Raw genomic sequence first — 12,505 nt, forward strand, 5'->3', positions numbered from 1 at the left:
AACATCCTCTTTATGCTACGCTTATTTTATGCATTAGTACTAGCAAAGGAGCGATTAGCGTGTTTAATGGAAACCATCAAGACAACCCGGAAGCATACAGGATTTTTTCAAAAGAGTTTATCCAAAACCCTTATCCCGGCTACCGTAAGCTCAGAGAAGAACAGCCAGTCTATAAAACCGTCATGCCTGATGGACAGACAGGCTGGGTCATTACGAAATATGAAGACGCAGTTGCAGCATTGAAGGACAAGCGCTTCATTAAGGACTTTTCCAAACTTTACGGCGGCCAGATGGATCATGAGAGCATCTTTACAGAGAATATGCTCTTCTCTGATCCTCCTGACCACAAACGGCTTCGCGGTCTGGTCCAGAAAGCATTCACTCCGAGGATGATTGAAAACATGCGCGGCAGGATCAAGGAAATAGCAGACCAGCTTCTGGACAGGATGGAAAACAAGGAAGAAATCACCCTGATCGATGATTATGCTTTCCCCCTTCCGATCATCGTCATTTCGGAAATCCTTGGTGTCCCAACAGAAGACCAGGACAAGTTCAGGATCTGGTCCAACTCTTTGATTGAAGGGTCAAATGGCGAGAATTGGAATGAAATCCAGCAGCATATGAATGAATTTGTCAAGTACCTGGGCGAATGGTTTGCATTTTTGCGCGATAATCCGCGTGATGACTTGATCAGCCAGCTTATCAATGCTGAAGAAGGCGGGGATAAGCTGACAGAAAAAGAATTGTATGGCGTCGTCTCCCTGCTGATTATTGCGGGCCATGAAACCACCGTCAACCTGATCGGAAACGGGATCCTGTCCCTGCTTGAAAATCCAGATCAGCTAAAGCTTCTGAGGGAGAAACCGGAACTCATCCATAATGCCGTAGAAGAACTTCTGCGCTACAATGGGCCTGTAGAATACAGCACGTCCCGCTGGGCAATAGAGGATGTCGAATTCCAGGGGCAGACGATCAGAAAAGGCGAGCTGGTCATTGCTGCACTGAATTCTGCCAATCGCGATGATGAGAAATTTGCGGATCCGGACGTACTGGATATTACGCGGGAGAAGAGCCCCCATCTTGCTTTTGGCAAGGGCATCCACCTGTGCCTCGGTGCACCACTGGCTCGTTTAGAAGGCGAGATAGCCATCCTAGCCCTGCTGGAAAGGTTCCCGGAAATCGGTCTGAATGCTTCACCGGATGAGCTAGAGTGGCGCCCTGGCATGATTGTCAGAGGCGTTAAAGAGCTTCCTTTGAGGGTCAGATAAAAATTAAAAGCAGCACCCCTGTCAGGGTGCTGTTTCACTTTAAGATTCTGTCACTTTCAAATAAATCTCTTCATATTCCTCAAAATCCAGCACCTCGATAACGTCAGACCAATGAAGGACCGTCCCGATAAAATCCTTGATATCAAGGCCGGGCATTTCATATGTCTCATCTTTATTTACAGTGCCTGTGGCATCTTCAATGAAAGTTACTTTATATCCCCTGTCATAAGCGCTGATGCTTGTAAAGAGACAGCAGAATTCTGTATTGAATCCGGTGATCACCAGCTTTTCGACATCCATTTTCTGCAGCAGCTCTGCCAGATTCGTCTCAAAAAAGGCACTCGGGGTCCTTTTGTCAATCACATAATCTGGATAATCGGCAAATTCCCCGATGATTTCAGCTCCTTCACCTTTTTCATACAGCGGGCTTTCTTCAACTCCATCCAGATGTTTAAGGAATATGACCGGTCTGCCCCTGTCTTTAAATTCCATTATAACTTTTTCCATTTTTTGCAGTTCATCTGAAAAATCCCCTGTCGTAACAATACCATTCTGCACATCTATCACCAGCAATGCTTCCATTTTATCTCCCCCCCTAATTGGCAATCCTCTACCAATTCATCATTAGATTCGTAATCTCCTTCTATAAATAAGAAATCCAGGGGTGATGAATGTCCATTTGCCGGATGCCTTGCTTCAGCCAATACCTTTGTTCTTTGCTGAGAAAATCCCTCGCACTATGAAAATCTGCTTGATCTTTGGGACGGGCTTTCAGCTTGAAGAGAAGTACAACTTGCGGGTTTAGATAGGGGATATCATCTTCTGTGAACAGGATGGCTTCGGCAGCTGGGCAGGAAATCCCAAAGTTGCGGCGGAAGATCCACCTTCCTTCTTCACGCTCGCTCAGGAGAATTTCCGTCTGTTGATTATGTACTCTATCTACTGCGTGAATTTCATGTACCGGAAGATTGAGGTATTCTCCATTCCAGGTGATGAGAGACCCATTGACAGCCTTGCGAAACTCCCAATCTGCGAGTTGGTCCCTCAAAGCTTTCTGGTCTTCCCGGAATATGCCGATTTCCAGATCTGCATGCGGCCTGGTCTGTTTCCCTATAAAAAGATCAATCGCCCAGCCGCCCGCAACAAACCAAGGCCTCTCAAATCCGTCCATCCATCCAGCTGCTTTTTTACACTCCGGGAACATTGGCCCATTCCTCCTCTTTCTTTCAAAGAAAAAAACCGGATGGATTGCATCCGGCAGATTTCTGGACTAGCGGCTTTTTTCTTTGAGAAAGAAGCTTCCCAAAGTGGTTATGCTGGAAACCAGCATGAAGAAAAACGCAGTGCCGGCAAGCCAGGAACCTTGAAAAATCAAACATATAGCCAGGGCACTGAAAAAAATGATCAGGCTGAGATCCATCAGACCTTCCTTTGTCATAGAATTACCTGCCTTTCGTTGTTCAGTAACTCTTTGTTGTCATTTTTTCCGCTCAGACGGTCTTTTTAAACATAATGCTGAAATAATGCCATACAGCACCAGCAGGACTCCAGCTGCAAGAAAGGCTGCGGCAGCTTTTGGAATGTTTTGTTCGGAAAGGCTGTCAGCCATTTCAAAGCCCAGGAATTGTATGCCGATCCCGTCACCATCAACATCTGTCCCTAGGTGCATAAGCTCTATGCCTTTACAGGACAATGCTAAGCCTAAAATAGTCAAGAAGATTAGCAGGACAGCTTTCATTTACAGCACTCCCTTTTTTAAGGCAGTTTGTCTCTTTATTCGGGCTGGTGCATGTCATTCCCTCCTTTTTGGCAAAAGAAATAGGTTTCTGCATCCAAAATTCTGTTATAGCTCTCTTCATAGGCTGTTTGTTTAGTTTTTTCAGCGTTCCAAAGGAAAAAGAATAGAAATATAAGTGCGGCCAGGACAAAAATTGCTCCGTACATTAGATAATGCATCACAATGGATAGGGTCCTGTTTTGTTTGGGAAGGCGGTATAAAGTGAAGTGTATTTGTTGCTTGATAGAGTGCGGCAGATATGACGGCTCATTTTGCAGAATTCTTTTCAGCTGTTCATCCTTGCATTTATCATGCATTGCCGATCCCCCTCTCCTCAGAAAGATAGACAGACAATTTGGCCCTTGCCCGGTTCAGCCTTGATTTTACTGTTCCTGTGCTGATTTCCAGCAGCTCTGCAATTTCCTTGACGGAGAAATCCTCATAATAGTAAAGGATGACTGGTGCACGGTGTTTTTCATCCAGCTCACCGATTGCTTCGCTAATGCTTTGGGCCGGATCGCCGAGAAACCGGTCTGATAGATAATATTCAATATCCTCCACAGGCACGACTGTTTGTTTTTTTCTCAGGATGTTATGGCACTCATTGATGAGGATGCGCGTGATCCAGGTTTTAAAATATTTGGGCTGCTTCAGTTTGCGGATGCTGCGGAAGCTCTTCAGGATCGTTTCCTGAATGGCATCTGCACAATCATTATCATTGGACAGCAGGCCTCGCGCCACCCGGTAAAGCGATAGTTCGCAAGATTCGATCAGTCTGACGAAAGATTCCTCATTTCCTTTTTTGGCAAGAATAATGTCTTTTTCTGAAAACACATTTATCTTCCTCCCTTTGCACATTAGACATTTTTTCGAATGCAAAGGTTCCATTTTTTATCTAAATTGGGCTTAATTACTTATGGAAATTGGAGAAAAAAGGAGCTTTTTGGGCAAATGGTATTCCCGATTTCTAATCAGTCCCAGGCCTAGGCAGGCCTGAGCTTCAGCCGTTTAGGAGAAAAGATATCCGATGCAAGTATTTTGAGCAATATATTAAATGAAAGGTGAGAATGGTGCAAAAAAATGTTCATAAAAAAAGAAGGCCCAATTTCGGCCTTCTCTCATTACCTCCTGCCGCGGCCAGGTCCCCGGCTTCCATTTGAAGCTGGACCCCGGTCTCTGCGACCGCCTGTTCCATCTGAACTTCTGGAGCGCTGGCTGTCACGGCTCCGCTCCCCGCTTGAGCGTATGCCATTAGGCCTTGGGTTTCTTTCAGCAGATCGCCCACCTGACGATCTCCGGCCATCACTAAGAGAGCGCCTGTCCCCTGATCGGCGGCCATTCTCTCTCCGCTCGTCATGTGTATAGCTGCGGATTTCGCCATCGGCTCTGCGTCCTTCACTCGAACGGTTGCGCCTCTCCCCTGATCGGGTGCTGCGGACTTCCCGGCTACCCCGCCCTTCCGTCCGGCCGCCAGTCCTTCTCCGTGATTCAGCGCCGCCAGCCCTGCGGTCCCTGTCAGAACGATTTTTAGGTTTATCTCCACTGCTGCTTTTTTCCCCATCAGCTGTTGTATTGGCAGTCGCAGTGCTTTCTTCTTTAGGCAGTCTTATATTCAGCTCCTGCTCGATCGCTTTTAAAGCCGCCTCATCTTTTTCTGCGTAGAAAGTGACAGCAAGCCCGTCTTTGCCTGCCCGCCCGGTGCGGCCGATGCGGTGGACATAGCTTTCGCTGTCCTGGGGGATGTCATAATTGTATACATGTGTCACGCCCTCCACATCAAGGCCCCTGGCCGCTACATCGGTTGCGATCAGAAACTGGATTTCAGCATTACGAAACTTCTTCATGACTTTTTCACGTTTCGCCTGGGTAAGATCCCCATGAAGTTCTTCGCATGAGAACCGCTGGGACTTCAAGGCATCGTATAATTTTGTGGCCCTGCGGATCGTCCGGCAGAATATGATCGCCAAGAATGGCCTGTCTTCCCTGATCCTGCTGATAAGGGCATTCTGCTTGGCTCGGTCTGTCGTAAAAATAGCCAGCTGCTCGATAGCTTTTTCGGGAACAAATGTTTTTTCAATGCGTATGCTCTCCGGCTCCTTCAGATGCTTTTTGGACAATTTCCTGATATCGTCAGGCATGGTGGCTGAAAACAGCATCGTCTGCCTTGAAGCAGGTGTCTGGCTGATAATCAGTTCCATCTCATTTAGAAAACCGATATGCAGCATCTGGTCTGCTTCATCAAGAACAAGGAACGATACCTCATCAAGCTGGACAGTCCCCCTCCTGAGATGATCAAGAAGGCGGCCAGGCGTGGCCACTACAATCTGTGTCTGTCTTTGCAGCTTGTGCAGCTGTTTCTCGACATCCTGGCCCCCGTACACGGCCAGCACATTCAAGTCAGGCATGTCTTCGATCAGCTTTTTCACTTCGGATGTGATTTGCAGGGCGAGCTCTCTTGTCGGCGTGACAATCAATGCCTGCGTGCTTCCATTTGAAGGATCAATTTTTTCCAGGATGGGAAGAATGAACGCCAGCGTTTTTCCTGTGCCTGTCTGTGCCTGGGCGATGATATCCCTGCCTTCCAATACGATTGGAATCGCTTTTTCCTGGACAGCTGTCGGTTCATCGATTCCCTGGGCGGCCAGTTTATGTATAAGAGGATCTGAAATCCCAAGATGTTTAAAATTCAATCTAATCCCTGCTTTCTTTTGGACAATACTCCTATTATCTGCGATAGCTTCATCAAATAGCAACCTTTATCGGACCGTAAAAGAAAAAAGAGACCCGGGAGGCCTCTATAGGACAGAAGAATGCATAGCACGCTTAGTTTTCAATAGGTCACTGATGACTATCTTATCCGGAGGACTGATATTCTCAGGCAGCTGCTCCAACGGGAAAAACTCGACCTTCACTGCTTCCTCAGGATCTGGTTCAGCCGTTCCGTGGTATTTCGTGCAAATATAAGCAGCAATGACATTATAAACTTCGTCGCCATGAGGATACTTATAATATAATTGCTCGCCGGAATATACTTTGAAAAATGAAAGATCTTCTGCATGAAAGCCTGTCTCTTCCTTCAGCTCCCTGAGTGCTGTGCTTTCTAGTGATTCTCCCGGCTCAAGCGATCCGCCTGGAAGGCCCCAGCAGCCGTTATCCTTTCGCAGCTGCAGCAGCAGCCTGTCCATTCCATCCAATAGCAGGACACTGCTTCCCGCAGCAATAAGCGGCCGTGTCCCTACCACCTTTCTTAAATCCATTATATACCCCATGATTTTCCCCCTATATTAGTTTGGCAAGCTATGAACATCCTGCTAAATCCATTTAGAAAACCAGGCAACATAATAAGCAGCGGGCAAGAATAATGCCTGTGCAAAAAGCGTCCCGGCGAATTTACTTGTCACCATGGTCAGTGAATAGCTCTTCAAATACACATAGCCGGCCTTTTTATTGGCGACCCTGTCGGCGAGTATAGACGCTTTCGGATCAACAAAAAGGGTCAGCATAATGGTGGCGAAGCCATTGATGATGCCTGATGACATCATGGCTGCCCCCTGGTATTCAGGAGCCAGCGCCGAAGCATACAGTGCCGCAAGGATGCCCACTGTATAAATCCCGGAAATCAGGACATTAACGGCAAACAAGCGTTTAGGCACCGTCTGATAAGTGATGCCGTCCAGATAAGAGAGCCTCGGAAAACGGAAGCAGGCAGCTGTTTTTTTGAGGCTTGCTATTGTAAACCCTTTTTTCAGCACTTTGATATATGATCCTTTTTCTTCCGACAGCTGGACAATGGTCCTCGAAAAAATGCCGATGAAGGTTGGGAACAGCATTATGCCGAGCACGACCCCGGCAGATGAGACGAATAAAAGGAATCGGTATTGGTCCTCCAGAAAGCCAAGCTTGTCCCCTTCAGGAGCTAAATCGGCCAATTTTGCTGTCATCGGCTGCTGAAAAAGAGTGGAAAACCTGGATATAAGGACAATCGAGCTGAAAAGGGACAAAGCAGTGGCAATAAGGCCGACCCTTGCCCCTGACAGCCTTGCCGAATAAGCCAGTGTTTCTACAGCCGTGATGACCAGCAGAAGCAGGGCTATGATAAGGAGTTTTCCTGTAATGAAAGCCGCCATGCTCCACCCTCCTTTTTATTTTATTTTAAACCAAAAGGAAGATGATGGGAAATATTATCTTTAAAAGTTAGCTTTATAAAGTTCCATGTTTATAATACTGATAAAAAATAGGACTTCATGATTAGCGGAAGTTCCATTTTGCAGGAATTGCTTGCTAAACTGACGGACCCGATCGAAAAATCTATGTAAAAAAAAATCCGCGCCACCCCATAAAAGGACCGGACCTTCCCGGACCTGAATGAGGGGATCGGTGACAGGCACAAAAATAAGCGGAGAAACTCCCGCTTATTTTTAAAGCTTGCTGCTCAAGGATCCATTGAATCATCTTATCAACAATAGACTTTAACATAGCCTAAAACTTCATTTCCATCACTGTTGATATATCATGAAAGCCAATTTTCTCGTACATCCTCTTGGCGGGATTTCCCTGAAAAACATTCAGCTGTACCTTTTCATATCCCTCCCGCCTGAACACTTCTACCGCGTGGGACATCAGCATCCTTCCAACCCCAAGCTTTCTGTAGGGCGGGAACACATAAAGAGAATACAAAAATGCCGCATTGTTTCCATTTACAGGATTCGTATCCCTTCCTGCCATCAGCCAGCCAAGGATATTGTAATCATGGATTGCCACATAAAAGAATGCCCCACTCTGCAGCGCCGGAATAAATGCACCCAATCCCTTTTGGGGATCATTCTGAAGATGCCCCATTGAGCTTTCCTCCATCACATGCACGGTTGTATATAGCAGCTGTTCTGTTTCAGCCCGATTTGCTTTTCGTATAAACAAAAGGCAGCACCCCGTTCATTTGCTTTCAGCATAATATATGCCGGACAAATGCCCATGGTGCCGACAATCCTGTTTCAGCCGGTATTTTCAGTTGGATTTGAATCCCAGACCTTTTTCTTCATTATTATCACCGCAATGGCGATTAAAGCAATGATGCCCAGGCTAACGAAAAATCCGGGACGGATATTCTTTTCAAGCAGAGTGCCGCTGACGGCTGCCAGGATCAGCAGCAGTGCCGCCGAACCCATCAATTTACTCCAAATCTTCGCTTTGAGAAGCTTAAATGAAGAAATGACGATAAAAAACCAGTTATATAGAAGCAGTATCCCTGCCGCTGTTGTAATATACTCATAAATCTTACCCGGCAAAAGCAGGGCGGTGATAATGGATAACAGCAGCCCGACAGAAGCCAGCCCCAGGGATGGCAGGGGCAGATCCTTCATTTTCTTGATTTTTTTTCCGAAGAAAGCCGGTGCATCCCCATCCTTAGCCAGTGTCACAAGAAGATTGGTCACTCCGAAGAGTGAAGCAGTCATGGTTGAAAACCCGGCAATGATGATTGCCCCGTTAAAAACATGCGGAAAGAATGGCAGATGATTTTTCGACAAAGCCGTAATGAACGGGCTTTCTTTCTCATGGAAAGCATCAATCGGCACCATCGCGACAGCAAGCCCCAGAGAGATCACATAAATAGATGCCAGGAGGATCAGCATCACACTCCCCGCCTTTGGTGCATCTTCCTTCTTTTTCAGCTGCATGGCCATCAGCCCGATGACTTCAATCCCCCCATAGGCATAGAAAGCATAAATAAGGGAAGACCAGAAGCCTTTAAAGCCGTCTTCAAAAAAAGCACCTGCAGAGTCCGGGATCCCAGGGCGGTCCGCATCGCTGTGCAGCCAGCCGAACATGGCGGCTGCCGCCAGAATGATGAACATGATGATGGCTGCCGTTTTTACGACTGCCAGGATATCCTCTATCTTATCAAAGCCTTTTGTACCAGTCAGTACAACAAGGATGGACAAAATGGCATAGCCGGCTGCAAATACCCATAAAGGCACATGCGGGAACCAGAAACGCGACAATATGGACAAGGCTGTCAGCTGGCTGCCCATGATCAGGATATTGGATGTCCAATAATTCCATCCGCAGCTGAAGCCGGCCCATTTTCCATAAGCCTTTTTTGCGTAATAGCAGAATGAACCTTCCTGCGGGTCTTTTGCAGTCATCTTTGCAAGCAGGTTAAAAACAATATAAGTTCCAAGTGCAGCCAGTATGAACGAAAAGACGATGGAAGGGCCAGTAATCTTAATGCCGATGGCTGAGGCCAGGAAATAGCCTGTCCCGATTGTACAGCCAACCCCTGTCAAGGACAGCTGCCACCATTTCAGATTTCCTTCCTTCCCTCCCTTGCTTCCTTTTCCTGAACTGCTTGGATCACAACTAGCACTGCTCATTTTCTGCCTCCCTCTTAGAAAAATGAATTATTGTCATTTATCCGACAAACACTATACAAGATTATCGTTTCTAATCTTCGGCCAGAAAATCCGGTGAAATAAATGGAATCAGGGAGGTGTTGTTTGTGTTCGAGAATAAAAATAGGAAAATGATTGGTGCAGGCGCTATTCTCTCAAGCTTTTTCAGCCTGATCATTATTGGAATGACGATTTATCATCATCTGAGGATTGAGGAATTAATTATGAGGGTTCAGAACGGACAAAAGGTGAATTAAAGGCTTGTTTTTCTTTTTTACGTGGCTGGAGGAGGAGTGACATTTTGAGGTAAGTCTGGAATCAGGCTGAATAGAGTCATGACTCCCCTTTTGGCAGTCGGATCGTGCATCTCAGGAGCCTGTTGGGGTACATGACTTCCCTTTGCACGGCCGGGTCATGTATCCCAGGAGCCTGTTGAAGTACATGACTCCCCTTTGCACGGCCGGGTCATGTATCCCAGGAGCCTTTTCAAGTACATGACTTCCCTTTGCACGGCCGGGTCATGTATCCCAGGAGCCTGTTGAAGTACATGACTTCCCTTTGCACGGCCGGGTCATGTATCCTAGGAGCCTGATGAAGTACATGACTCCCCTTTGCACGGCCGGGTCATGTATCCCGGGAGCCTGTTGAAGTACATGACTTCCCTTTGCACGGCCGGGCCATGTATCCCAGGAGCCTGTTGAAGTACAGGACTTCCCTTTGCACGGCCGGGTCATGTATCCCAGGAGCCTGTTGAAGTACATGACTCCCCTTTGCAAGGCCGGGTCATGTATCCCAGGAGCCTGTTGAAGTACAGGACTTCCCTTTGCACGGCCGGGTCATGTATCCCAGGAGCCTGTTGAAGTACATGACTTCCCTTTGCACGGCCGGGTCATGTATCCCAGGAGCCTGACGGAATACAGGACTCCCCTTGCACTGCCGGCTCATGTACCTCAGAAGCCCAATGTAATACAGTACAACCCGTTAGAATGGGGAGTCATGTACCAGCCCTGACTTCCCCTCCCTTCTCATAGAACCGCCATAGCCAATAATACTATCAGTTCAAACAAAAAAGCCACAGCCATCAAGGCCATGACTAATCGCTATCTTCACTTACAAAACTCAGTCCCCCGGAATAATACCCTGCTACATCAGGATGACTTTCAAGCTCCTTCCTCCCTTTTTCTGTCAGGGAATAGGTTCCGCGGCTGATCCTTTCAAACCAGCTGTAGTAGTTTTTATGAAGGATTGATTGGGTTTTATCACCGGTGCCCATTTCGCGGAGCTTCTTTGGCGACAAGGGGCCAAAGCGCTTCAGGCAGCACGCGATGTGGATGCAATTTTCTTTATAGGCGGTCATGATCTTTGTCTGGGTGACTCCTCCAACATTATAGAATCCGTTCCGCCCGCTGATTTCAGAAAGCAATTTATCCTTCCTTTTCTTGTTGAGGCGGGAGCTTTTTTTGCGGTCGAATGCTCCCGGTTCAATCTGAATCTCCATTTTGGCGGAGCCCGCCTGGAAAGAAACTAAGATAAGGCCGAGCTCAAGCCGCCGGATGAGGTGGCTGATATCATTCCACTTTTTCGAGCGCATCCTGTACTTTGGCTTTGGGATCGCGATATACACCTGGTCGGACAGCTTTTGCCTTTTGGCCGCCTGCACCAGCAGCTCGACTGTCAGATTGAGCTTCAGCTCAACAATAATGAGCTCCTCTTCTTTCACAGCCACAACATCACAATCATGAACTTCTCCATAAACCTCGTAGCCGAGTGCAGAAAAATGCTTTTGTATGGGTCTGTATAAATCTGCTTCATATCTTTTCAAATTTGTGTTTTTCATTGCTGCTGCCTTTCTGTCTAATGGTTTCTCTTAAAGAAGTTCGAGGCCGCTATAAGGAGGATTCCTACTATAATGACAGGTATGGACAGATTGCTTACAGCTTCCGGCACATCCCCGATATCAAGCAGCGGATTGACGGCAAAACCAGCTGCAAAAAGGGCCATGCCAAGGAAATAGAGTGTCTTGCCTGTTTTTGAAAGGCGATTGATCATTATTATTTGCCTCCTTTATACTAAACGGCTTTAGTAACCGGCATCTCCCTCTGTTGATGATTCATGCGGTTAAGGAGGCTGCCGGCCGAAGCAGCCAGAATCTGCTGAAACAGCATGCCCATGATAACCGGAACTGCGACCGGGGCCGGAAAATAGGCAATGGCCAGAACGGCACCTGCACTGATGTTTCTCATGCCGCTGTTATAGGTAAGCGAGATAATTCCTGCTGTTTCTTCTTTCATGACCCTCCCTGCAAGAAAACCAAGGAGGTAAGCAGTGATAGAAAGCATAAGGACAGCAGCTGCTATCCCCCCCAGTTTGCTGGACAGAGTCTCAAGATACGGGGCAATCGCTGAACTGTTGATGGCGACCACCACCCCGATGCCTATTTTGGAAAACGGTGATAGGAATGGATTCAATTTTTTTGGGGCTGTGCCTTTAGACAGCTGGTTGGCTGCCATCCCCGCAATGGACGGGAGCACAATCATCCAAATCAGCCCTCCCATCATATCGGCCGCATTCATTTCTACCGATGCACCTGCAAAGAGATGCAGAATGAATGGCACTGCAAACGGGGCAATCATAGTGTCGACAAGAATGATGCATAAAGTCAAGAAGGTCTTGCCTCTATAAAGAGTCACCCAGACGAGGCTGGTGATGCCGGTTGGAATGACAAAGGAAAGGATCAAACCTGTCTTAGTGTAGTCATCATCCGGGAAAAACAGGGCTCCAGCGCCAAATGCTGCTGCCGGCATCACCAGGTGAAGGAGCAGCAGGCAGATGATGATCGGAAGCGGATGCAAAATGACCTTCTTCAAATCGCTGAAGCTTGAGCCGAGACTTCCGGAAAATGTCATGAAAGCAAATAGCCATGGCACGATAAAGACAAGATGATGAAGCTGATCTGCAAATGTAATGCCGAAAAGGACCGCCAGAGGCGTCATGAACGGCATGAATTTTTGTAAAAATCGGTTTAGCTTATCCAGCATAATTTCTCCTCCGGCCTTTGTGGTTTAAAAAGA

Annotated in this window: 16 protein-coding genes; 2 read left to right on the top strand and 14 right to left on the bottom strand. The window is 47.2% G+C overall.

The genetic code is table 11. The annotated features are described in order from the left end of the window. Positions 1-59: 59 nt before the first annotated feature. Positions 60-1,268 carry a cytochrome P450 family protein gene (locus tag N288_RS12170; protein WP_009793638.1) on the top strand — a complete coding sequence of 403 codons (1,209 nt, stop codon included), beginning with the start codon at positions 60-62 and terminating at the stop codon, positions 1,266-1,268. Positions 1,269-1,307: 39 nt separating this feature from the next. Here N288_RS12170 and N288_RS12175 read toward each other — a convergent pair whose 3' ends face one another. From N288_RS12175 to N288_RS12220, 11 genes are all read right to left on the bottom strand, one after another. After that, positions 1,308-1,850, bottom strand: coding sequence for an isochorismatase family protein (locus N288_RS12175; protein WP_009793637.1), 543 nt, complete (start codon positions 1,848-1,850; stop codon positions 1,308-1,310). Positions 1,851-1,911: 61 nt separating this feature from the next. Next, positions 1,912-2,472 (bottom strand): nucleotidyltransferase domain-containing protein, encoded by a 561-nt coding sequence (locus N288_RS12180; RefSeq protein ID WP_009793636.1) that lies wholly within the window; start codon positions 2,470-2,472, stop codon positions 1,912-1,914. Between the two features lie 66 nt (positions 2,473-2,538). Next, positions 2,539-2,706 (bottom strand): hypothetical protein, encoded by a 168-nt coding sequence (locus N288_RS25145; protein ID WP_009793635.1) that lies wholly within the window; start codon positions 2,704-2,706, stop codon positions 2,539-2,541. Between the two features lie 39 nt (positions 2,707-2,745). Further along, entirely contained in the window at positions 2,746-3,006 is a 261-nt protein-coding gene (locus N288_RS12185; RefSeq protein WP_009793634.1) for a hypothetical protein, read from the bottom strand. 35 nt (positions 3,007-3,041) lie between these two features. Continuing rightward, positions 3,042-3,362, bottom strand: coding sequence for a hypothetical protein (locus tag N288_RS12190; protein ID WP_009793633.1), 321 nt, complete (start codon positions 3,360-3,362; stop codon positions 3,042-3,044). Then, positions 3,355-3,879, bottom strand: coding sequence for a sigma-70 family RNA polymerase sigma factor (locus N288_RS12195; RefSeq protein ID WP_022543903.1), 525 nt, complete (start codon positions 3,877-3,879; stop codon positions 3,355-3,357). Before N288_RS12195 ends, N288_RS12190 begins: the two co-directional genes overlap by 8 nt. A gap of 287 nt (positions 3,880-4,166) precedes the next feature. Next, the gene (locus tag N288_RS12200) at positions 4,167-5,735 is read right to left on the bottom strand and encodes a DEAD/DEAH box helicase (RefSeq protein ID WP_022543904.1); all 1,569 of its coding nucleotides are present in this window, start codon (positions 5,733-5,735) and stop codon (positions 4,167-4,169) included. Between the two features lie 105 nt (positions 5,736-5,840). Next, the gene (locus N288_RS12205) at positions 5,841-6,314 is read right to left on the bottom strand and encodes an NUDIX hydrolase (protein WP_022543905.1); all 474 of its coding nucleotides are present in this window, start codon (positions 6,312-6,314) and stop codon (positions 5,841-5,843) included. A 42-nt stretch (positions 6,315-6,356) separates the two neighbouring features. After that, the gene (locus N288_RS12210) at positions 6,357-7,172 is read right to left on the bottom strand and encodes a lipid II flippase Amj family protein (RefSeq protein ID WP_009793629.1); all 816 of its coding nucleotides are present in this window, start codon (positions 7,170-7,172) and stop codon (positions 6,357-6,359) included. 352 nt (positions 7,173-7,524) lie between these two features. After that, positions 7,525-7,962: a GNAT family N-acetyltransferase gene (locus N288_RS12215; RefSeq protein WP_009793626.1), complete on the bottom strand. Its 438-nt coding sequence runs from the start codon at positions 7,960-7,962 to the stop codon at positions 7,525-7,527. Positions 7,963-8,036: 74 nt separating this feature from the next. Continuing rightward, positions 8,037-9,416, bottom strand: coding sequence for an amino acid permease (locus N288_RS12220; protein WP_009793625.1), 1,380 nt, complete (start codon positions 9,414-9,416; stop codon positions 8,037-8,039). Positions 9,417-9,541: 125 nt separating this feature from the next. Between N288_RS12220 and N288_RS25150 the strand changes: the two genes are divergently transcribed. Beyond that, entirely contained in the window at positions 9,542-9,691 is a 150-nt protein-coding gene (locus tag N288_RS25150; RefSeq protein WP_022543907.1) for a hypothetical protein, read from the top strand. 836 nt (positions 9,692-10,527) lie between these two features. Here the strand turns inward: N288_RS25150 and N288_RS12225 are convergent. From N288_RS12225 to N288_RS12235, 3 genes are read right to left on the bottom strand one after another with little or no spacing between them, the layout of a single operon-like run. Further along, entirely contained in the window at positions 10,528-11,271 is a 744-nt protein-coding gene (locus N288_RS12225) for a DUF2161 domain-containing phosphodiesterase (RefSeq protein ID WP_009793623.1), read from the bottom strand. Positions 11,272-11,288: 17 nt separating this feature from the next. After that, positions 11,289-11,483: a hypothetical protein gene (locus N288_RS12230; protein WP_009793622.1), complete on the bottom strand. Its 195-nt coding sequence runs from the start codon at positions 11,481-11,483 to the stop codon at positions 11,289-11,291. Between the two features lie 20 nt (positions 11,484-11,503). After that, positions 11,504-12,472: a bile acid:sodium symporter family protein gene (locus tag N288_RS12235; protein WP_009793621.1), complete on the bottom strand. Its 969-nt coding sequence runs from the start codon at positions 12,470-12,472 to the stop codon at positions 11,504-11,506. Positions 12,473-12,505: the final 33 nt, after the last annotated feature.

The sequence above is a fragment of the Bacillus infantis NRRL B-14911 genome, assembly GCF_000473245.1.
GTDB classification, from domain to species: domain Bacteria; phylum Bacillota; class Bacilli; order Bacillales; family Cytobacillaceae; genus Bacillus_AB; species Bacillus_AB infantis.